At 72.9% G+C, this 21,094-nt stretch carries 20 protein-coding genes and 1 tRNA gene; 4 read left to right on the forward strand and 17 right to left on the reverse strand.

All coding sequences use genetic code 11. The features are described from left to right. The first annotated feature begins 3 nt into the window (after window positions 1-3). A tRNA-Val gene (locus BLT97_RS10515) sits at window positions 4-78 on the forward strand. 45 nt (window positions 79-123) lie between these two features. On the opposite strand, the gene BLT97_RS10520 is transcribed toward BLT97_RS10515, so the two are convergent. The 4 genes from BLT97_RS10520 to BLT97_RS10535 all read right to left on the reverse strand — a co-directional run bounded on the left by BLT97_RS10520 (window position 124) and on the right by BLT97_RS10535 (window position 2,705). Further along, window positions 124-414, reverse strand: a complete 291-nt coding sequence (locus BLT97_RS10520; protein WP_093608549.1) for a TFIIB-type zinc ribbon-containing protein — start codon at window positions 412-414, stop codon at window positions 124-126. Between the two features lie 84 nt (window positions 415-498). After that, window positions 499-1,506: an aminoglycoside phosphotransferase family protein gene (locus BLT97_RS10525; RefSeq protein ID WP_093608550.1), complete on the reverse strand. Its 1,008-nt coding sequence runs from the start codon at window positions 1,504-1,506 to the stop codon at window positions 499-501. A gap of 528 nt (window positions 1,507-2,034) precedes the next feature. Then, entirely contained in the window at window positions 2,035-2,241 is a 207-nt protein-coding gene (locus BLT97_RS10530) for a hypothetical protein (protein WP_093608551.1), read from the reverse strand. A gap of 188 nt (window positions 2,242-2,429) precedes the next feature. Beyond that, complete coding sequence (locus tag BLT97_RS10535) at window positions 2,430-2,705, reverse strand: hypothetical protein (RefSeq protein WP_093608552.1); 276 nt, start codon at window positions 2,703-2,705, stop codon at window positions 2,430-2,432. Window positions 2,706-2,908: 203 nt separating this feature from the next. Between BLT97_RS10535 and BLT97_RS10540 the strand changes: the two genes are divergently transcribed. Further along, window positions 2,909-4,300: a serine/threonine-protein kinase gene (locus BLT97_RS10540; protein WP_093608553.1), complete on the forward strand. Its 1,392-nt coding sequence runs from the start codon at window positions 2,909-2,911 to the stop codon at window positions 4,298-4,300. A gap of 34 nt (window positions 4,301-4,334) precedes the next feature. On the opposite strand, the gene BLT97_RS10545 is transcribed toward BLT97_RS10540, so the two are convergent. From BLT97_RS10545 to BLT97_RS10595, 11 genes are all read right to left on the reverse strand, one after another. Further along, window positions 4,335-4,979 carry a flavodoxin family protein gene (locus BLT97_RS10545; RefSeq protein ID WP_245769247.1) on the reverse strand — a complete coding sequence of 215 codons (645 nt, stop codon included), beginning with the start codon at window positions 4,977-4,979 and terminating at the stop codon, window positions 4,335-4,337. Window positions 4,980-5,110: 131 nt separating this feature from the next. Further along, entirely contained in the window at window positions 5,111-5,302 is a 192-nt protein-coding gene (locus tag BLT97_RS10550; RefSeq protein WP_093608555.1) for a hypothetical protein, read from the reverse strand. A gap of 751 nt (window positions 5,303-6,053) precedes the next feature. Beyond that, a complete protein-coding gene (locus tag BLT97_RS10555) occupies window positions 6,054-6,872 on the reverse strand; it encodes a TrmH family RNA methyltransferase (RefSeq protein WP_093608556.1) in 819 nt (272 codons plus the stop codon). A gap of 54 nt (window positions 6,873-6,926) precedes the next feature. Then, window positions 6,927-8,165 carry a uroporphyrinogen-III C-methyltransferase gene (cobA, locus tag BLT97_RS10560; protein WP_093608557.1) on the reverse strand — a complete coding sequence of 413 codons (1,239 nt, stop codon included), beginning with the start codon at window positions 8,163-8,165 and terminating at the stop codon, window positions 6,927-6,929. 212 nt (window positions 8,166-8,377) lie between these two features. Continuing rightward, window positions 8,378-12,487, reverse strand: a complete 4,110-nt coding sequence (gene cobT / locus BLT97_RS10565) for a nicotinate-nucleotide--dimethylbenzimidazole phosphoribosyltransferase (protein WP_093608558.1) — start codon at window positions 12,485-12,487, stop codon at window positions 8,378-8,380. Window positions 12,488-13,023: 536 nt separating this feature from the next. Beyond that, complete coding sequence (gene cbiE, locus BLT97_RS10570; RefSeq protein ID WP_093608559.1) at window positions 13,024-14,232, reverse strand: precorrin-6y C5,15-methyltransferase (decarboxylating) subunit CbiE; 1,209 nt, start codon at window positions 14,230-14,232, stop codon at window positions 13,024-13,026. Between the two features lie 119 nt (window positions 14,233-14,351). After that, a complete protein-coding gene (locus BLT97_RS10575; protein ID WP_093608560.1) occupies window positions 14,352-14,999 on the reverse strand; it encodes a GNAT family N-acetyltransferase in 648 nt (215 codons plus the stop codon). Window positions 15,000-15,175: 176 nt separating this feature from the next. Beyond that, on the reverse strand, window positions 15,176-16,006 hold the full coding sequence (locus tag BLT97_RS10580) for a MetQ/NlpA family ABC transporter substrate-binding protein (protein ID WP_093608561.1): 831 nt from the start codon (window positions 16,004-16,006) through the stop codon (window positions 15,176-15,178). A 71-nt stretch (window positions 16,007-16,077) separates the two neighbouring features. Further along, the gene (locus tag BLT97_RS10585; RefSeq protein WP_093608562.1) at window positions 16,078-16,821 is read right to left on the reverse strand and encodes a methionine ABC transporter permease; all 744 of its coding nucleotides are present in this window, start codon (window positions 16,819-16,821) and stop codon (window positions 16,078-16,080) included. Next, window positions 16,818-17,894, reverse strand: coding sequence for a methionine ABC transporter ATP-binding protein (locus tag BLT97_RS10590; RefSeq protein WP_107407004.1), 1,077 nt, complete (start codon window positions 17,892-17,894; stop codon window positions 16,818-16,820). The genes BLT97_RS10585 and BLT97_RS10590 overlap by 4 nt, the downstream gene beginning before the upstream one ends. A 454-nt stretch (window positions 17,895-18,348) precedes the next feature. Further along, window positions 18,349-18,996: an HAD-IA family hydrolase gene (locus tag BLT97_RS10595; RefSeq protein WP_093608564.1), complete on the reverse strand. Its 648-nt coding sequence runs from the start codon at window positions 18,994-18,996 to the stop codon at window positions 18,349-18,351. A 92-nt stretch (window positions 18,997-19,088) separates the two neighbouring features. Here BLT97_RS10595 and BLT97_RS10600 point away from each other — a divergent pair, with 92 nt between their 5' ends. After that, window positions 19,089-19,448: a hypothetical protein gene (locus BLT97_RS10600; protein ID WP_093608565.1), complete on the forward strand. Its 360-nt coding sequence runs from the start codon at window positions 19,089-19,091 to the stop codon at window positions 19,446-19,448. A gap of 28 nt (window positions 19,449-19,476) precedes the next feature. Further along, on the forward strand, window positions 19,477-19,896 hold the full coding sequence (locus BLT97_RS10605; RefSeq protein ID WP_093609030.1) for a hypothetical protein: 420 nt from the start codon (window positions 19,477-19,479) through the stop codon (window positions 19,894-19,896). Between the two features lie 4 nt (window positions 19,897-19,900). Here BLT97_RS10605 and BLT97_RS10610 read toward each other — a convergent pair whose 3' ends face one another. Together BLT97_RS10610 and BLT97_RS10615 are read right to left on the reverse strand one after the other, a co-directional pair. Continuing rightward, window positions 19,901-20,404, reverse strand: a complete 504-nt coding sequence (locus BLT97_RS10610) for a GNAT family N-acetyltransferase (protein ID WP_093608566.1) — start codon at window positions 20,402-20,404, stop codon at window positions 19,901-19,903. Window positions 20,405-20,421: 17 nt separating this feature from the next. Further along, the gene (locus BLT97_RS10615; RefSeq protein ID WP_093608567.1) at window positions 20,422-20,952 is read right to left on the reverse strand and encodes a sigma-70 family RNA polymerase sigma factor; all 531 of its coding nucleotides are present in this window, start codon (window positions 20,950-20,952) and stop codon (window positions 20,422-20,424) included. Window positions 20,953-21,094: the final 142 nt, after the last annotated feature.

The following is a 21,094-nucleotide window of genomic DNA, read 5'->3' on the forward strand; positions in this document are numbered from 1 at the left end:
CCCGCGCGATTAGCTCAGCGGGAGAGCGCTTCCCTGACACGGAAGAGGTCACTGGTTCAATCCCAGTATCGCGCACCAGCAAGAAGCCCCCGGCCGGAATGGCCGGGGGCTTCTTCATGCTGTTCAGGAAGAGAAGAGCATGCGGCCGAAGCTCTTGTTGCGGTGGTGACCGTGATGGCCGTGGTGGCCGCCGTGCTGCGGGGCGCCCCAGGCCGGAGCGGCGGCCGGCGGCGGGTAGGCGCCCGGGGCGGGGGCGGGCGGGGGAACCTGCTGGGACCACTGGGACTCGAGCCGGGTCAGCGCCTCGAGCTCGCCGTAGTCCAGGAATATCCCGCGGCAGCCGCTGCACTGCTCGATCTGAACGCCATTGCGGTTGTACGTGTGCATCGGTGCATGGCACTTGGGGCACTGCATCGTGGGCTCAACTCCTCGCCGGTCGTGACGGGTTCACCGGATCATTGCCCGGCTTCGGTCCCCCGCAGACTACTTCGGGGATCTTCAGCTCAACTCGGCGGGTAGTGCGGCAATACGGTCACAGGACTGCACCACCGCCTCCTCCACCTCGTCGAGCGCTCTGCCCTCGCGGACGGCCTTCGCGACGGCGAGGGCCGCGGTCTGCACGGTGAGTGCCTTGGCGGGGATGTCGAGGGCGGGCCAGGGGTCGCCGTCGGCGGGGACCGCCGGGCCGCCTCCCGCGCGATAGGCGCCGAGGAAGCGGGACCAGTCCTCGGGCGGCAGGAGTCCGGCCGCGTACCAGGCGGCGGGGCGGGCCAGGTCCCATGCGGGGTCTCCGGCGCCCAGGTCGTCGATGTCGATCAGGAGCCAGCGGCCCTCGTGGTGGACGAGCTGGCCGAGGTGGAGGTCGCCGTGGCAGAGGGTGGCGGCGTGGGTGAGGGGGGCTTCGGCGCGGGCCCAGGGCGGGAGCGTGGCCCAGGCGCGTTCGACCGCGTCCGCGGCCGGGTGGGCGCCCGCCGCGCGCATACGGGAGAGGGCGCGGGCCGCCTTGGCCGGGCCCCGCATCGGCGGCAGCGGAGTCGGCAGGGCCTCGGCGGGGGTGCGGTGGAGGCGGGCGAGGAGGTCGCCTGCCGCCTCCCACGGGGCGAGTTCGGGGTGCTCGGGGTCGACGGGGGTGCCGTGCGGCCAGTACGTGAGAGGGCGGCCGTGGAGCTCGGTGCGGGGTGCGGGGAGGGGCGGCAGCAGGATGCCCTCAAGGGCGGGGTGGGCGGCGACGGCCAGGCGGGCGGCCAGCTGGGGCCGGTCGGTGTCGCTCGCGTGCGCTTTGGCGACCAGGTCGCCGTGGCGGACGACGGTGCCGTCGTCGCGGTCGGCGAGGACGGGGGCCCCGCAGACACAGTCCCGTACCGGGGCGGCTGCGGGGGGTGCGGGGGCTGCCGCATCGTGGGCGGCATCGCGGGTCGTCCCGTCGTGGGCAGCATCGCGGGTCGCCCCGTCGTGGGCAGCATCGCGGGCCGCCGCCGCGAGCGCCCGGAGCAGGCCTGCGGTCACGGCTCCCCCAAAGGTCGTACGTACGGCGGCAGCGTACGCGCACGGGCGGGCGGGCCGCGGGACAGGTCCCTGGGGTCGGCGGATTGCTGCACAGGTCGCGCAGGCAAGGGGGCCGCGGCACAAGCCCCGAGGCGAGCGGACCGCGGCGTGGAGGCTGGGTGGGAAGGACCGCGGCGCAGGTGCTGGCCGGGACGGACGGCGGCATGATTCCGGGTGGCCGACTGCGGCGTAAGCGCCGAGTGGGCGGACCCGAAGTAGGTGCCGGTAGGGCGGACGCGGCGCAGGTGGCGTGCGAGCGGACGGCGGCGCAGGTGTCGGGTAGGCGGACCGCGGCGCAAGTCTCCGGGGAGCACGCAACCCGCCTATGCCCCCGGACAGCACGCACCCCGCGCATGCCCCCGGACAGCACACAGCCCGCGCAGCTCCCCAGCTGCGCGGGCCCTTTGTGCCGTCCGCCGCACCCCCGTCCCCACGGGGTTATGGCCGTGTGTCCCCGCCCGGACCGCTCTTCCGGGCCTGGGGCGCCGCTCAGCGCCCCAGCATCACGCCCACGGACGACGCCTGTGTGACCACTGCTTCCCAGCCGCCGAAGACGACGACGAGCAGTGCTGCCAGGGGAAGCACCATGGCCGTGGCCACCAGCGGGTGGCGCCGGCCGGAACGGCTGCCGCTGAACGCGGCGTACGCCCTGCGTCCCTGCGTGCGGATCGCTGCCCGCGCTGCCGTGTCCGCCATGATCCCTCTCCTGTCGTGTCTGGCAGCGGCGGGTGTCTGACCTCGGGGGACGAGTGCTGCACCCGCCGCTTGACTTCAAATCTAGGGGCGCGCGCCGCCCCGGGCGTCATGCCCTCGTACCGATTACCGGGCCTCCTGCAGGAGGACACCCGCGCCCTGTTCGTACTCCCCTGGGTGGAGACGGGGTCCTAGGACTTGGGGTCTTCCCGGAGGGGTCGGTCCGGGGTGCGCTCTTCCTCGGAGGTGTGTTCGCGTGGCACCGGCTGCTCGACCAGCGCCAGCACACGCGTGGCCATGAAGCGCGCCGTGCGCACCACGGAGCCGCTGCGCGTGACTTCGCTCACTTCGACCACTCCGCGGCGCACGGCTGTTTCCACCCGGCGGCCCGCGCGGCTGGCCACCACCTCGTACGTCCTCGTCGTGTCCCCGGCGTCCACGACTATCTCGACCCGATCGCCCTTCATACGCCCAATCCCCCTTCTGCGACGGCCCGTTGAGACGGCCGGGGACCCGAACGGCCCTGGCCCGCCCCTCTTCTGACCACCCTTCAAGTCTCCCACCCGGCACTGACAATCGATCTGTCGCCGAAGGCGCGGCCTATGCGCGCGGAGGAGCGCGAAAACGTAAGCTGTGGCTCGTCATTCAAGAGCACAGCCAGGCAGCGGGGATGGACATGGCGATGATGCGGCTCCGGCGCGAGGATCCGCGGGTCGTCGGCTCGTTCAGGCTTCACCGGAGGCTTGGCGCGGGCGGGATGGGCGTCGTCTATCTCGGCTCGGACCGGCGGGGGCAGCGGGTCGCGCTCAAGGTGATCCGGCCGGATCTGGCGGAGGATCAGGAGTTCCGTTCGCGGTTCGCCCGCGAGGTGTCGGCCGCGCGCCGGATCCGCGGCGGTTGTACGGCGCGTCTGGTCGCCGCCGATCTCGAGGCGGACCGGCCCTGGTTCGCCACGCAGTACGTGCCCGGGCCCTCGCTGCACGACAAGGTGGCCGACGAAGGACCGCTGACGGCCGCCGAGGTGGCCGCGGTGGGTTCGGCGCTGTCCGAGGGCCTGGTCGCCGTGCACGAGGCGGGGGTCGTGCACCGCGACCTCAAGCCCTCCAACATCCTTCTGTCGCCCAAGGGCCCCCGGATCATCGACTTCGGTATCGCCTGGGCGACGGGGGCGTCGACGCTGACGCATGTCGGTACGGCGGTCGGTTCGCCCGGGTTCCTCGCGCCCGAGCAGGTGCGCGGGCAGGCCGTGACGGCGGCCACGGACGTGTTCTCGCTCGGTGCGACGCTGGCGTACGCCGCGATGGGCGACTCGCCTTTCGGGCACGGCAGTTCCGAGGTGATGCTCTACCGCGTCGTGCACGAGGAGGCGCAGCTCCAGGGTGTGCCGGACGCGCTGTCCCCGCTGATCCGTGCCTGTCTCGCAAAGGATCCCGAGGAGCGGCCGAGCACGCTGCAGCTGTCGATGCGGCTCAAGGAGATCGCCGCGCGCGAGGCGCAGTCGCCGACGGACAGCCGGCCGCCGGCGCCGCGGCGCGATGTCGACCGGCCGACGGCACGGGTGGACGAGCGGACGCAGTCCGCCTCACATCCGCAGGGCCGTTCCACCACCGAGCGGCCGCGGCGCAGCGGACCCACTCCCCCGCCGTCCGGCGACGGGACCCGGCCGCCCGCGCGGCGGGCTCCGGCGCCGCGTGCGTCGCGTCCGGGCACGGGCAACAGGCCCGCGCCGCGCAGCGGTTCGGGCCGTCCCGCGCCGCGTACGACGGGGACCGGGCGGCGCGTGCCGGCCAATCCCCGGCTGCTGCGGCAGCGGCTCTTCGTGTTCGTGGTCGTGACGCTGCTCGTCGCGCTCGGAATCGCGGCAGCCCAGGGGTGCCAGGGGCCGGCGCAGGGGCTGCGGCAGGTGACTGGGGTCGCGGAGCGGGTCGGGTCGGAGCGGGCCGCCGGGCCGGAGCAGGCCATCGGTTCGCAGCAGGCCGTCGGGACGCAGAGCGGCGCCGACGAAACCGGGGCCGGACGGGACGGCACCGGGGAGTCTGCGTCGGTGCGCGACTCCGGCTGACCGGGGTCGGCGGCCTCGTCCGCTGCCGCGTCGCCTACGACGGCGGATACGCGGACTGCTTGAGCAGGCGGGCCAGGTGGGCCGCGTTGGCGGCGAGGGTGGCGGTGGTGCCGGCTGTCGCCTCGGGGGGCTTGTCGAGGTCTTGGTAGTCCGTTCCCTGCATCGCCTCGCCCACCCAGTAGGTCACGGCATTGGCGGGCAGCGTGAAGCCGACGTCGTTGAGCCCCTGGTAGAGCTCGGCGGCCACGTGGTGGGCGCCGTCCTCGTTGCCGACCACGCAGACGCCCGCGACCTTGCCGTAGGTGAGCATCCGGCCTTCGTCGTCGGTGTGCGACAACTCCGCGTCCAGACGCTCCAGTACGCGCTGGGCGACGCTGGACGGGTGGCCCAGCCAGATCGGCGTGGACAGGAGCAGGATGTCGGCGTCGTACACGGCCTGCCGGATCCGGGGCCATGCGTCGCCCTCACCCATGTCGGCCTGCACGCCGGGCTTCACGTCGTGGTCCACCACGCGTATCGTCTCGCCGCTGACTTGGTGGTCGGCGAGTGCCTGCAAGGTCTGCTCGGCGATGAGCTGCGAACTCGACGGTTCGGGTGACGGGGTCAGGGTGCAGACGAGCGCGAGGGCGTGCAGCGGTCGGGGCTCGGCGGATTCGGGGGACTTCGGAGTGGCCATCATGGCCTCCGGGTGCCCTGAATCGCCTGGTCCATGGGGCGCATGGGGCACCTCTTGCGGTCGGCGAAACGGTGGACCGATGGGCCGATGGGCCGGTGGATCGGTGGACCGGTGGATCGGTCGATTGGCGGGGATCAGGAAGCGTCGTCGCCCTGGGCCTGCTCCTGCGCCTGGGGGTTCGGGGTGAGGGTGTCGGCCGCCTCTCCCCTGCGTTCCTCGTTCTCCTCGTCGGGGGTCACGCGGGCAGCGGCCTCCTCCGCCTCCTTCCGGATCTCCTCGGTCGGAGAGTCGGTGCGGTGCGGTGTGTTGCTGTGGCGCTTGGTCACGAGGTCCCCTTTCGTCGGTACGGGGCCGGTATTTCGTCGGTACGGGGCCGGTACGAGGCGGCCGTGAGCGGTTCCGCCGTGCGGCGCGCGTCCTGAGCGGCTGGTGGCCGGGTGCCCGTGATCGGCGTACGGAAACGGCTGCTCACGGCCTCCCGGAGGGAGCGCCGGGACCGTAGCAGCTCACACGTGCACCCCTCTCCGGTACCGGCGAGCGCTCGTGTCCGGCCTGGCGGCGCCGTACGGGGACGGGCCGCGCCGGGCCGAACTCGTCGGCCCGGACGGCGTGTTCGCGCCCCGGGCAGCACCGGACACGAGCGCTCCGGAAGGCAGGGGCTCGCCACCGGGGAGGCCGCTGGGTGCGGGCCCTGCCGGACGTGCGCGGTGTGGCGCACCTCCGCCGTGGCCACCGCACGCCCGCGGCCGGGTGCCCGCTGCGGTACGGCCGAAACCGGGCCGGGCGGTCCGATGGGAACGGGCGGCGTCCGGTTCGCTGCGGGACGTGCGGGGCTGCCTCGTGGACGGCAGGGAGGCGTCGGGAGGTTCGGCGGTGAGCCCGTGCGGGCGGGCGCGGGGGCGGGCAGGCCGGCGCGTCAGCGGCTGGCAACCGGACACGGCCAACGGACACGCGTACGAAGGCTGCCGATCACGCCCGGCACCGCAGGCAACCCCGACCGAAGCCTGCCGCCGTTCCCGCGAAGCGGAACGGTGACGGCCGCGTCGGACGCGCAGCCACGTAGTCGAGACCGCCCACTCAGCCCTGCGGACGCCCCGTCGTGACCGCGTAGAACGCCACCGCCGCCGCCGCGCCCACATTGAGCGAGTCCACGCCATGGGCCATCGGGATGCGGACCCATTCGTCGGCCGCGACCAGGGCCTGGGTCGACAGGCCGTCGCCTTCCGCGCCGAGCATCAGGGCCACGCGGTCCATGCGGTGCGGGGCCATGTCGTCGAGGGTGGCGGCCTTCTCGTCCGGGGTCAGGGCCAGGAGCTTGAAGCCCGCTTCCCGTACGGTCTCCAGGGACTTGGGCCAGGATTCGAGGCGCGCGTACGGGACCGAGAAGACCGCGCCCATCGAGACCTTCACCGAGCGGCGGTAGAGCGGGTCCGCGCAGTCCGGCGAGAGCAGCACCGCGTCCATGCCGAGGGCGGCCGCGGAGCGGAAGATCGCGCCGATGTTGGTGTGGTCGTTGACCGCCTCCATGACGACCACGCGGCGGGCCGTCGTGAGCAGCTCCTCGGGCGCGGGCAGGGGCTTGCGCTGCATGGAGGCGAGGGCGCCGCGGTGGACGTGGTAGCCCGTGACCCGTTCCGCGAGCTCGGGGCTCACCGCGTAGACGGGCGCCGGGAGTTCGTCGATGACATCGCGCATGACGTCGACCCACTTGGCCGAGAGCAGCATCGAGCGCATCTCGTACCCCGCGTCCTTGGCGCGCCGGATCACCTTCTCGCCCTCGGCGATGAAGAGTCCTTCGGCGGGTTCGCGCTTGCGCCTCAGCTCTACGTCCGTGAGTCCGGTGTAGTCGCGCAGGCGCGGGTCGTCGGGGTCGTCGACAGTGATGAGATCGGCCACAGGGTGATACTGCCTTGTCCTCGGGGCGGTGCCAACGGGCTGGGGAAAACTGCGTTACCGCTGGTTACCCATGGGGGCGTTCATTCCGGCCTGCACGACCTCGCCGATGACGATCACGGCCGGGGGCCGGACCTCCTCGCGCTCGACGGTCTCCGCGACCGTCGCCAGGGTGGCGTCCACGCGGCGCTGGGCGGCCGTCGTGCCCTCCTGAACGAGGGCGACGGGGGTCTCCGGGGCGCGGCCGCCCGCGATCAGGGTCTCGGCGATCCTGCCGATCTTGTCGACGCCCATGAGGACGACGAGGGTGCCGGTGCCCTGCGCGAGCGCCTGCCAGTTGACCAGGGAGCGCTCGTCATCGGGGGCCACATGGCCGCTGACGACCGTGAACTCGTGGGCCACGCCCCGGTGCGTGACCGGGATGCCGGCCGCCCCGGGCACGGAGATCGAGCTGGAGATGCCGGGCACGACCGTGCAGGGGATGCCGGCCTCGGCGAGCGCGTGGGCCTCCTCCATGCCGCGGCCGAAGACGAACGGGTCGCCGCCCTTGAGGCGGACGACGGACTTGCCGGCCTTCGCGTGCTCGATCAGCGCGTTGTTGATCGCCTCCTGCGCCATGTACCGGCCGTACGGGATCTTCGCGGCGTCGATCACCTCGACGTGCGGCGGGAGTTCGGCGAGCAGGTCGCGCGGGCCGAGGCGGTCGGCGATGACCACGTCGGCCTCGGCGAGCAGGCGGCGGCCGCGCACCGTGATCAGGTCGGGGTCGCCGGGGCCGCCGCCGACCAGGGCGACGCCGGGGGTCTTCTCGCGCTGGTGCGGGGCGACCAGGGTGCCGTCGCGCAGGCCTTCGACGACCGCGTCGCGGATGGCGGCGGTGCGGCGGGGGTCGGGGCGGTCGGTGGTGAGGATCGCGACCGTCACGCCCTCGCTGCGCCCGGTCGCGGGAGTCCAGGCGGTGGCAGCGGAGGCGTCGTCGGAGCGTACGCACCACACACGGCGGGTCTCGGCCTCGGCGCTCGCGGCCTCGTTGGCGCCCGGGTCGCTGGTGGCGATCAGCGCGTACCAGGCGTCGGCCAGGTCGCCGTATTCGTACGGCCTGCGCACCCAGTGGATCTCGCCGGCGTCCGCCATGGCCTCGACGGAGGGGGTGGCCTCGGGCGAGACGAGGTGGATGTCCGCGCCGGCCGCGATCAGGGCCGGCAGGCGGCGCTGGGCCACCTGGCCGCCGCCGAGGACGACGACTCGGCGGCCTTCGAGGCGGAGGCCAACGGGGTACGCGGGATGTTCGGCCATGGCTTTGCGGCTCCTGGTGCGGAGGGCTTTCGGTGGCCGCTGCGGCTTTGGAGCGGCGCTCTGACGTGCGGTGTTGCGGTACGTGGTCAGGGTACGGCGCGGGGTGGGCGGGGGTTTCCTTCCCCCGCCCCGCCCCTTCCCGAAACCGGGGCTCCGCCCCGGACCCCGCATCCGACCTGCGGTCGGATCTGCTCAAACGCCGCAGGGGCTGATTACTTCTCCGTGACCCCAGCTGAGTCGAACGTGGCCACCTCGTGCATCGCACGCGCCGCCGACTGCACGACCGGCAGGGCGAGCAGCGCGCCCGTGCCCTCGCCGAGGCGCAGGTCGAGGTCGACCAGGGGGCGCAGGCCGAGCTTGTTGAGCGCGGCCACATGGCCGGGCTCCGCGCTGCGGTGGCCCGCGATGCACGCGGCCAGGACCTCGGGGGCGATGGCGCGGGCGACCAGGGCCGCGGCGCCGGCGCTCACGCCGTCCAGGATCACCGGCGTACGCAGCGATGCGCCGCCCAGCAACAGGCCGACGATCGCGGCGTGTTCGAGGCCGCCGATGGCCGCGAGCACCCCGATGGGGTCGGCCGGGTCGGGCTGGTGCAGCTCCAGGGCGCGCCGTACTACATCGGTCTTGCGCGCGAGCGTCTCGTCGTTGATGCCGGTGCCGCGGCCCGTCACCTCGGACGGGTCGGCGCCGGTGAACACGGAGATCAGGGCCGCGGACGCGGTGGTGTTCGCGATGCCCATCTCGCCGGTGAGGAGCGCCTTGTTACCCGCCGCGACCAGGTCGCGGGCGGTCTCGATGCCGACCTCGATAGCCGCCTTGACCTCCTCGCGGGTCAGGGCCGGGCCGGTGGTCATGTCCGCCGTACCGGCACGCACCTTGCGCGGAAGCAGGCCGGGGGTGGCGGGCAGGTCCGAGGCGACGCCCACGTCGATCACGCAGACCTCGGCGCCGACCTGGTTCGCGAACGCGTTGCAGACCGCGCCGCCGCCCAGGAAGTTGGCCACCATCTGGCCGGTGACCTCCTGCGGCCAGGGGGTCACGCCCTGGGCGTGCACGCCGTGGTCACCCGCGAAGATCGCGACGGCCGCGGGCTCCGGAATGGGCGGCGGGCACATCCGGGACAGGCCCGCGAGCTGCGCGGAGATGATCTCCAGCATGCCCAGGGCGCCGGCCGGCTTGGTCATCCTCTTCTGCCGTTCCCACGCCTCGCCGAGCGCCTTGGCGTCCAGCGGGCGGATGTTGGCGACGGTCTCGGCAAGCAGGTCGTGCGGGTCCTCTCCGGGCAGGGCGCGTCGGCCGTACGTCTCCTCGTGCACGACCCACGACAGCGGGCGGCGCTTGGACCAGCCGGCCTGCATCAGCTCGGGCTCGGCCGGGAACTCGTCCACGTATCCGACACAGAGATACGCCACGACTTCCAGGTGCTCGGGCAGGCCGAGCGTGCGCACCATCTCGCGCTCGTCGAAGAAGCTGACCCAGCCGACGCCCAGGCCTTCGGCGCGGGCGGCGAGCCACAGGTTCTCCACGGCGAGCGCCGAGGAGTACGGGGCCATCTGCGGCTGGGTGTGCCGGCCGAGGGTGTGCCGGCCGCCGCGGGTGGGGTCGGCGGTGACGACGATGTTCACCGGGGTCTCGAGGATGGCCTCGATCTTCAGTTCCTTGAACTGCTTCGCACGGCCCTTGGGCAGCGACTTGGCGTATGCGTCGCGCTGGCGCATGGCGAGTTCGTGCATCGTGCGCCGGGTGTCGGCGGAGCGGATGACGACGAAGTCCCAGGGCTGCGAGTGGCCCACGGAGGGCGCGGTGTGCGCTGCTTCCAGGACGCGGAGCAGGACCTCGTGCGGGATGGGGTCGCTGCGGAAGCCGTTGCGGATGTCGCGGCGCTCGCGCATCACGCGGAGCACGGCCTCGCGCTCGGCGTCGGCGTAGCCGGGGGCCGCGGGGCCGTCGGCGGTGGCGTAGGCCTCGGCCCGGTCGTCCAGGTCCGCGTTCTCGGGGGTGTCCAAGTCCTCGGCGAACTGGAGGAGTTCGGGCTCTTCCTCCTGCTCCTCCGCCGCCACCGGCTGGTCGGTGGCGGTCTCGTCGTCAGTCCCGGCGGCGGTCTCGTCAGCGGCGGGGGCGGGGGCGGCTTGGGGTGTCGCGTTGGCGGCCGCGGGCTCGGGCTCGGGCTGCGGGTCCTCTATGGGATCGGCGGCCTTGGCGGTCTCCGTGACCTGAGGGGTTTCGGTGGCCTGTGCGGTCTCGGCGAGCCCCTCGGCCGGCGTGGCTTCGGAGGCGACCGGAGCGGCTTCGGTCTCCGGGCCGGTTTCGGTCGCCGCGGCGCCTTCGGTCGTCGGAGCGGCTTCGGCGAGGGCCTCGGCCGTCGGGTCGGCCTCGGCGTCCGTACGGGCCGCTTCGGCCGCCGGCTGCGCGGAGTCGGCGTCCGGCTGCGCGGAGTCGGCGACCTGCTCGGCGTCCGCCGGCGCTGCTGCCGCCGCCGGGTCCACGGGCGTGGCCTCTTCGGAGAGGGCCGGCTCCGCGGACTCCGCCACGACAGGCTCGGGCCCGGCGACGGTCCCGGCTTCGGGCTGCTCCGCCACAGGAGCCTCCGGCGCGCCCAGGTGCTGCGGCTCGCCCTCGCGGGGAGCCGGTACGGAGAGCGCGGCCTCGGCCTCGGCGGCCGTGCCCTGCTGAGCGGATACGGCGGTCTCCTGCACGGGCACGCCCGGCATCTGCGTCTGCGCCTGTTCGGGGGTGCCACCCTCCTGCACCGGTACGGCGGACGCCTGGGCCAGGACCCCGGCTTCCTGCATCACAGCGGCCTGATCCTGCACAGCAGCGGCCGCGTGCGCCTGAGCCGAGGCGACCTGCTCCTGGCCCGCGGTCACCGCGCCCTCGCCCTGCATCGCCGACGCCTCGCCCGGTACGCCCGGCTCCTGCGGCAGCCGCAGCGGCTGCGGCGGGGTCGGGGCGAGGTGCGGCGTGGACGGCACGACACCGTCGACGGGGACGAACTCGCCGATGGGGCCCGGGTCCTGAGGGTTCAGGCCGGCGGGCACTGCGGCGCCGGCCTCGCCACCCTGGAGCTGCTCCGCGGAGGCCGCGGGCATCGGGATGGGAGCGGCCGGCGTGTGCGGCTCACCGCCGTGTGCGCCCGCGTCCGCCGGTACGGGAGCACCGCCGGACGCCTCGGCGCCTTCCGGTGCCCCGCTGCCTGCGGAAACAGCGGCACCCGCCGACTGCATCGGACCGAGGTGGAGCTGCGGACCCGCGGCGGCGTGGAAGCCCTCGCCGGGCACGGGAGCGACCGGGCCCTGCGCGGGCTCGCCGCCGTGGGCCGCGTACTGCGCCGCGGCCTCGGAGAACGCGGCGCCCGGCAGCGCCGAAGCCGCACCGGCGTGCGCGGGCACGCCGAGCAGAGCGGCGCCCTGCGGGGCAGGGACCACGGGGAAGCCGGCCGCCTCCTGGGCGGCGCGGAAGGCCTCGGCGTCGGGGGCCGCCGGAGTGGCACCGGCGGGCCGGGCCTGCGGAACGACCGTTTCTGCGCCCTGCGCCTGCGGGGCCTGCGGCCAGGGGGTCGCGGCCTGGGCCGGGATCTCGCCGAGCTGCGGTCCGGGGAGGCCGGCGGCCGCGTCGGCCTGAGCGCCGGCACCCTGCGCCCCGGCCGGCGCGGAGGCACCGGCATCGCGCGGAATGTCGAGGTACTCGGGCCCCGTGGTCGGCGGGCCGGAACGGCGCATCGGCGCCGGGTTCGCGGGCGTGCCGGCCGGACCGCGGTCGGCCAGGGAGCGCACCGGGCTGGGCGTCGCCGGAGCGGACGGCGGGCCCATGTGCAGCGGGCGCCGGGCCGGCGTCTCCTTCGCGGCGGGCGTCTCCTGGGCGGCAGGCGTACGCGCCCCGCCGAGGTCGACGAAACCGCTGTCCCGTCCGGCGGCCTCATGCGCACCGGGGTCCTGCGTGGGCGCCGCGGGATCGGCGGGCGCGGACGGTTCGTAGCCGTGGTCGGCGGGCCCGGCCTGCGCATAGCCCTGGTCGGCGGGGACGAACCCCTGCTGGGCGCCGTGCGGCACCTGGGCCTGCGGCACCTGCGCCTGCGGCATCTGGGCCTGCGGCGTCCCGTATGTCTGAGCGCCCGGCGTCTCGTAGCCCTCCGGGGCGAAGGCCTGGCGGTCCTCCGTCCAGGCGCCCTGCGCGCCGGGCATGAGGAGCAGGTCGTCGTCCTCCGTGCCGGTGGCCGAGGGATCGTGGAAGGTGTGCGCATCCGGGGCGGGAACCCCCGGCCTGCCCACCGTGCCCGCGTCCTGAGGCAGTCCCTCGCCCGGGACCTGGCCGGTGTCGGTCATGCGTACCCCTCGCCCATCGGTCGTACTTCTCCTTCGGCCGGCTGCCCGGGCGGTGTACCACCCGCCCGCCCGTGTACAAGAACGAGCGTGCGCGCCGCGCGGCACGTACGACTCGTCGACAAAGCGCCAAAGGCATCGGCGCCCAAGGCATTGTCGCGGCCGGACCACCGTCGTGACGAGTAGATCCACCACAGCCCGCTGTGGACTGCGCCACGTCGCGCGTCCTCCGGTCCTGCCGTACCACACACACCCCAAAACGGGCGCGCTTTCCGGACATTGACGTGTGAAACGACCAACCCTGTCCAGGGACAGGACCGCAGTCCGGGAGCAGTACAACGATCGGCCAGCCTACCGCGAGCGGCGGCGCACCAAGGTCGCGGGGCGGTTTTACGGCACCTCCTGAGCGGGCCTGACCGGCCGTGCTCCAGGAATCGACGGATCTGTGAACCGGCCATGCACCCGGCGGACGACCGACCGTGCACCATCAGCGGAGCACATGTGCCGGCTCCGGCGGGCGAAGAGCCGGAAAACGACCCTCAATCCGCGTTTCTGCTTGACCGTTCGGCGGAGAGGACGAAGGCCACCACGCGCTCCAGTTCGCCCCAGGCGCGGGTGTCGAGTTCGACGGACTGCAGGAGCGAGCACTCGACCGCGTAACCGTGCTCCATCAGGTCGCGGCCGATGAGTTCGGCCTCGTCGCGGGTGGCGGCGTGCGTGACGATGCGCTCGGGCCTGCGGTCGGCGACGGCGGAGACCACCGCGGCTCCCCCGCCGCCCACCCGTACGACGTCGGGCTCGGGCAGGTCTTCGAGTACGTGGGGTGCGGTGCCGTGGACGACTTGGAGCTGGACGCCGAAGCGGCGGGCGACGGCGGTGGCGCGGGCGCAGGCGTCCGCGTCGCGGTCGACGGCGATGACCGCGGCGCCGAACCGGGCGGCCTCGGCCGCGAAGGCCCCGGCGCCGCTGCCGATGTCCCAGACGAGGTCGCCGACGCGAGGTCCGAGGCGGGCGAGCTGGGCCGCGCGGACCCGGTCGTTCTCGCCCTCGCCGAGGCCGCCGCCGAACACGGACGCGGGCAGCGCCCAGCCGCGTGCGGCGCCGGACGGGTCGCGTCCCGCGATCCAGCCGGTGTCGGCGGTGACCGGTCCGCCGATGACGATCACGACGTTGGGGTCGCGCCAGGTGTGGTCGGCGGCCTTGTCGGAGGTGACGATCGAGACCTGCTCGCGGGAGGTGCCGAGCTCCTCGCAGATCACGAAGGTGCGCTGCACCGGGCCGAGCAGCAGGCCGAGTTCGGCGGGTCCGGCGCCGGGTGAGGTGAGGACCGCGACTTTCGTGTGGGCGCGGCAGACGTTGACCGCGCGGCGCAGGGTGCGGCGGTGGGCGACGACGACCTGGGCGTCGTCCCAGGGCATCCCGGCGCGCGCGAAGGCCTGGGCGACCGAGGAGACGGCGGGCACGACTTCGACCTCGAGGCCGAACTCGGGGGCGCGCAGGGTCCGTACGACACCGAAGAACCCCGGGTCGCCGTCCGCGAGCACCACGGCCGTGCCCCGGTGCTGGGCGATCCGCCGGGCGGCGAGCGAGACGCTGCCGAGCCGGATCCGCTCGGCGCCCGCGGGCACCTCGGGCAGGGCGAGATGGTGGGCGGCGCCGGCCACGAGGGTGGCGGCGCCGAGCGCGGAGCGTGCCGCGTCGGTCAGCGGGGAGCCGTCCCAGCCGATCACCGTGACGCGGTCGGCCATGGTCGTCAGTCTCCTGCGGTACTCGGGGATCGTCGAGGCACCGGTGAGCGTACCTGGTGGGCGGGGTGACGGCGCTCCGGGCGGGCCGCGTCAGCGCAGCGCGGGGTCCGGGTCCGGCGTCAGTTCCACTCCGAGTACGCCGAGTACCCGGACGCCTCGGCGAGCTGGTCGGTCACGCCGTCGAGGTCCTCGGGCAGCAGGCTCCAGACGATGTAGTCGGTGCGGAAGTCGCTCCACGTCCCGTCCTCGCCCCGCGTACGCGCTATGCACGCGCCCCGCAGCACGCCCTCGCTGATGCAGCCGATCTTCTGGGCCACCTGTTGGGAGGCGGTGTTGTCGGCGGCCGTGCGCAGTTCGATCCGCTCCATGCCCTGGTCGCGGAAGAGCCACTGCGCGGTGGCGAGCGAGGCCTCGGCGGCATAGCCCTCGCCGCGGGCCCAGGGGGCGATGATGTACGACATCTCGGTGGAGCGGACCCGCCAGTTGGTCTTGGCGAGCTGGACGATGCCGACGAGGCGCTGGGTGAGGAACTCGGTGACGGCGAGGTCGATTCCGCGGCCCGCCTCGCGCTCGGCGGGCGCGTACTCGCGGATCCACTTGCGGGCGTCGGCCTCGGCGTACGGCTGCGGCACCGCCGTCCACGCCCCGACCATCTCGTCGTTCATCATCTCGGCGAGACCGGGGGCGTCGGCGTCCTCGAGCGTGCGCAGCACGAGGCGCTCCGTGCTGATGGAGATGTCGGGGAACATCGGGTGAGCCGTGGTCATCGCGCCGCTCCGTCACTACAGGCTGCTGAAGTGTTCAGCATCAGGCCAATCAAGCCGCTGAAGAGCCCAGCATGCAGCATCGGAGCGGATAACTGCACCACAGGGCCCGCACCTTGAGGGTGCGGGCCCTGTGATAGGGAGCCGATGAACCGTCAGGAACCGTGCCCCGGACGGACTCAGAACGCGGGTTCGACAGCCCCGTCGAACTTGTCGTCGATGTACTTGCGGACCTCTTCGGAGTTGAGGAGCTTCGCGAGCTTCTTGACGCGCGGGTCGTTCTCCTGGCCCTTCTTGACGACCAGGCCGTTCGCGTACGGGTTGCCCTTGGCCGTCTCGCTGACGAGCGCGTCCTTCTTCGGGCTGAGGCCGGCCTCCACGGCGTAGTTACCGTTGATCACCGCGGCGTCGACGTCACCGAGCGAGCGCGGCAGCTGGGCGGCTTCGATCTCCTTGAACTTGAGGTTCTTGGGGTTCTCGGCGATGTCCGCGGGGGTCGCGTCCAGACCGGCGTCGGCCTTCAGCTTGATGATGCCGTTGGCGTCGAGCAGCTTGAGCGCGCGGCCCTCGTTGGTGGTGTCGTTGGGCAGCGCGACGGTCGCACCGTTCGCCAGCTCGTCCGCCTTCTTCGCCTTCTTCGAGTAGAGGCCGAGCGGCTCCAGGTGGACGTCGTTCACCCAGACCAGGTCGGTGCCGTTCTTCTTGTTGAAGTCGTCGAGGTACGGCTTGTGCTGGAAGAAGTTGGCGCCGACGGAGCCGTCCTGGGTCGCGGTGTTCGGCTGGACGTAGTCCGTGAACTCCTTGACCTCCAGGTCGAGGCCTTCCTTCTTCGCCAGCTTGTCCTTGACGTAGGTGAGGATGTCGGCGTGCGGGGTCGGGCTCGCGGCGACGATCAGCGGGCCGTCGGCGTTCGCCGAGCCCGATCCGTTCTCGGAGCCGCAGGCCGCGAGGCCGAGGGTGAGGCCTCCGGTGGCGAGGACAGCAGCGGTGATCTTGGCAGTGTTACGCACGAAAAGTGCCTTTCTCCAATGGGTGGTGCGACCCGGCGCGATGGGCCGGGGGCATTGCTGTGAGGGGAAGTTCAGGAAGCCTTGGTGGGCTCGACGGCCGCGGCGGGTGCCGGGGCCGGGTTGCGGAGCAGCCGCAGCTTGGGGGTGGTGGAGCCGCGGCCCTTGCGGGAGACGGCGCGGGCGGCGTAGTCGCCGGCGAACTGGATCACGGAGATCACCACGGCCAGGATCGCGATGGTGACCCACATGAGGCCGGTCTCGAAGCGCTGGTAGCCGTAGGTGATCGCGATGTTGCCGAGGCCGCCGCCGCCGACCGCGCCCGCCATCGCCGAGTAGCCGATGAGGGCGACGACCGTGGTGGTGGCGCCGGAGATCAGCGAGGGCAGCGACTCGGGCACGAGCACCTTGCGCACGACGGCCCAGGTGTTGCCGCCCATGGACTGCACGGCCTCGACCAGTCCGTGATCGACCTCGCGTACGGAGGTCTCGACGAGCCGCGCGAAGAACGGGATGGCGCCGATCGCGAGCGGCACGATCGCGGCCTCCACACCGATGGTGGTGCCGGTGATGGACCGCGTGAGCGGCATCAGGGCGACCATCAGGATGATGAAGGGCATCGAGCGGCCGATGTTCACGATCTGGCCGACGACCTTGTTCACGGCCGCGTTCTGGAGCAGGCCGCCGCGGTCGGTGAGCACCAGGAAGACGCCGAGGGGCAGACCGCCGACGATCGCGATCAGCGTGGACCAGCCGACCATCCGCAGGGTCTCCCAGGAGGCGGTCTCCAGGAGCGGCTGCATCTCGTTCCAGGTCACTTCGCGACCCCTTCCTTGATGAGCTGCGGGTTGGCGGCGCCGTCCGTGACGAGCAGCGGGGCGGCGGCCGCGTCGCCGGCGACCTCGACCTGGAGGCCCTGCTCGCGCAGGAAGCCGATGGGCACGACGTTCTCCTCGTACCGGCCGGGCAGCTCGATCCGCATCCGGCCGATCTGCTTGCCGCCGACGGTGTCCATCGCGGCGCCGAGGATCGAGATGTCGATGTTGTACGTGCGCGAGAGCTGCGAGATGACCGGCTGGGTGGCCGCCTCGCCGTGGAAGGTGACGTCGATGACCGTGCGGTCGTCGGCGGTGGCCTCGCCGCTCACCGGGAAGAGCGCGTCGGCGAGCTGGGAGCCGGGGGTCGCGAGCAGTTCGGCGACCGTGCCGGACTCCACGATCCGGCCGCGCTCCATGAGGGCGGCGGAGTCGCAGATCGTCTTGACCACGTCCATCTCGTGCGTGATCAACAGGACCGTGAGGCCGAGCTGGCGGTTCAGGTCGCGGATCAGCTCCAGGATGGAGCGGGTGGTCTCCGGGTCGAGGGCGCTGGTGGCCTCGTCGGAGAGCAGCACCTTGGGGTCGCCGGCCAGGGCGCGGGCGATGCCCACGCGCTGCTTCTGGCCGCCGGAGAGCTGGCTCGGGTAGTTCTTCGCCTTGTCGGCGAGGCCGACCAGGTCGAGGAGTTCCAGCGCCTTGCGGGCGCGCTCCTTGCCGGAGACGCCGAGGATCTCGAGGGGCACCTCGACGTTGCCCTGCACGGTGCGCGAGGACAGCAGGTTGAAGTGCTGGAAGACCATGCCGATGCGGCTGCGGGCCTCGCGCAGCTCCTTGCCGGCGCGCGGGCCGCGTCCGGCGAGTGCGGTGAGGTCGACGCCGTCCACCGTCACGGTGCCGGAGGTGGGCTTCTCCAGGAGGTTGATGCAGCGGATCAGGGAGGACTTGCCGGCGCCGGACTGTCCGATGACGCCGAACACCTCGCCCTCGCGCACCTGGAGGTCGACTCCGTCGAGGGCGGTTACTTCGCGACCGCGTGAGCGGTAGACCTTGGTCAGGCCGGAAGTGGTGATCACTGGGGTTTCCGTCACTGTCGAGTGCGCGGTGCGGGGTGTGCACCGGGCACGGGCATTTCTTCTTCGGAAGTTTCGAAAGCCGTGCACATACGGAATGCCGCGGCCGAGGGCAGGGCGAAGGGCCGTGCTTCAGCGGGGAGTTCGTCGTGCGCGGGGCCGGCTCGGTCCGCGGACACACAGGTCGGGACGCGGCGCAGCTGTCTCGCTTCGGGGCGCGAGGTGGGGGTCCCCCCTGCTCGAGCGGAGCCGAGAGTTTGGGGGAGTACAGGGGCCCTCTAGAAGGCGCACATTCGACACATACAACGAGCACCGGGCGTCATCATCGCCTCGGTCGCAAGGGTGCGGCTGCTCGTCGTGGTCATGGGCCCAAGTAAAGCAGACATGCCTACGAACGGATCACGGGTGTCCGTATAGCGGACACAAGGTGCCACGACACGGACACCCGCGATCAGGGTCAGGCGCGCGTGGTGATCTCCACGCCACCGTCGATGGCCTGCGCGAACACGGCCGAGAGGTCCGGCACGACGTGGTCGGCGACGAGCTCGTCCGCGGTGTGCGTTGTGGTCAAGGCCACGGTCGTCATGCCGGCCGCGCGCCCCGCGGCGAGTCCCGCGGGCGCGTCCTCGAAGACCACGCACCGGGCCGGGTCCACGCCTAGGCGCTTGGCGGCGAGCAGGAAGGGCTCCGGGTCGGGCTTGCCGCGGCTGATGTCCTCGGCGGCCACCATCGCGGGGAAGTCGATGCCCACCTCGTGCAGCCGGGCCTCGGCCAGCGGGCGGGTGGCGGAGGTGACGACCGCCCAGCGGTCGCGGGGCAGCGAGGTGAGGAGTTCCTTGGTACCGGGCAGCACGACCACGCCTCCGGGCACGTCGTCCACCTCGAGCTGTTCGATCCGGGCGAGGGCCCCGGGGATCTGCTCGGCCGGCAGCAGGTCCGCGATGATCTCGACCGCGGGCCGGCCGTGCAGCTCGACCCGCTGGAAGTCCTCGGCGGTGATCCCGTACTCCTCGGCCCAGCGCGTCCAGCAGCGGTAGACGGACTCCATGGAGGAGATGAGGGTGCCGTCGTTGTCGAACAGGAGGGCTTCGGCCTGGATCTTCATGGTTTCGACCCTAAGCGGGCGCCGGGAGTGCTCGCGACCGGGTGACCGGGCCCCGGGACGGCGGCCTTTTCGCCCCGTAATAGGCTCCCAGCATGCTCGACGCCCTGACGATCGCGACCTCCGTGGCCGCGCTCGCCCTCGCCGCCTGGTGCGGCCACGCCGCCTTCCGTGACCAGCCGACCAAGGACTGGCACTTCATCGGCATGGCCGTGGTCACCCTGCTCACCCTGGTCCAACTGGTGGTGGGTTTCGTGCAGTTGGGGCGCGGCGAGGACCCCGCGCAGGGCACGACGCTGTTCGTCGCGTATCTGATCGGCTCGGCCTGTGCGATCCCGGCCGCGGGGTTCATGTCGCTGGCCGAGCGCACCCGGTGGGGCTCGGCCACGGTCGCCGCCGGCGCCGTGGTGCTCGCCGTGCTCGAGGTGCGGCTCTTCGACATCTGGAGTGGCTGACATGACGCAGGGGTCCGGAGCGGGTGACATGACGGAGCGCCCGCAGCGCACCAAGCTGATCGGCGGCCCGGGGATGCTCCTGGTCTGGCTCTACGGCGTGATGGTGGTGGGCGCGGTCTCGCGCTCGGTGTACCAGATCTCCACCGAGTTCGACCGCGCCCCGCTCGCCTACTCGCTCTCGGCCGTCGCGGCCCTGGTGTACGCGTTCATCACGTACACCCTGGTCCGCGGCGGCGAGACGGCCCGCAAGGCGGCGCTCGCCTGCTGCGCCGCCGAGCTCGTGGGCGTGTTCGTGGTCGGGACGTGGACCCTGGTGGACCCGTCCGCGTTCCCCGACGCCACGGTGTGGTCGGACTTCGGCATGGGCTATCTGTTCATCCCGGTGCTGCTGCCGCTGACCGCGATCATGTGGCTGCGCCGGTCCCGTACGTCGTCCGTTACGGCCTGAGCCGTCAGGCACTCGCCGCGTACGCCGCCGGTTCCGCGTCCTTGGCGAGGGTCACCAGCGTCAGCCGGTCGCTGACCGCCTCCGTCGCCACGGGTACGTAGCCGTGCTTGCGGTAGAGCATGAGGTTGTTCTCCGAGCGGTGGCCCGTGAACAGCTGGTAGTGCTTGACCGCGCCCGCCGCGCCGAGCCGCTCCTCGACCGCGAGCAGGAGCCGGCCGCCGAGGCCGTGCCGCTGCATCCGCGGGTGCACGATCAGTTTGTTGATCCGCGCCGTGCCGTCCGGGTCCACGGTGCCGCGCACCGAGGCCACCACCTCCGGGCCGAGCCGCGCCACCAGGACGGTGCCCGCGGCCAGTTCGGCCTTGATGGAGTCGAGCGACTGGGTGAGCGGCTCGATCGAGTAGTCCCCGTAGAGCTCCGCCTCGCTCTGGTAGCAGAGGTACTGCAGTTTGAGGATCTGCTCGGCGTCCTGCTCGGTCGCCGCAGAGATGGTCACGCTCATGCCCATGTGCGCATGCCTCCCGCTCACCTGTCCGCCGGTTGCTTAAAGCGCACCTTTCCCCTCCGGTCAGGTGCCGCAACCTCCGCCGCGAGGATTCTGCGCAGACAACCCAGGCATCGGGAACGTTCCGGGCCCAGACTTCCCTGTGAGATACCCAACTCCCCTGCGATCTCACGGTAGGTGAGGTCCTCGCGGGACAGCAGTGCCGCAAGGAGCTGCGGGCACCGGCCGGGCAGCCGGCGCACGGTGGCGTGCAGGGTGCGGCGGTGTTCGGCGCGCAGGACGGCGCGTTCGGGACAGGATTCGGCGGCGGCCGCGGGGTCGGCCTCGTACGCCCGTTCCCGCAGAGCCGTACGGCGCAGTCGGCGGGCCTCCCCGCGGACGGCGGCCCGCAGCCACGCGGCGGGGGCGGGCGGCGGCCCCTCGTCGCTGACCCGCTCCAACAGCCTTAGCCAGACGGCCTGTTCGAGGTCGCCGGGTTCGGTGCCCGCGGGCGCCTCGGCGCGGGCCTCGGCGGTGAGCAGCGGGCCCAGGGTGCGTACGAGCTCGTTCATGCAGGCCAGGACGGTGCCGCCCCGGCAGGAGGTTGCCGGGGCGGCACCGGATCACCCGCAACGGGCGCCCTGGCGGCACGTGTTGACGATCACTGACGGCGGCGAGGGGCGGTCCCGGGTCGCGACGAAGGGACCACCGGGG

The organism is Streptomyces indicus, assembly GCF_900100315.1.
Classification (GTDB): Bacteria; Actinomycetota; Actinomycetes; order Streptomycetales; family Streptomycetaceae; genus Streptomyces; species Streptomyces indicus.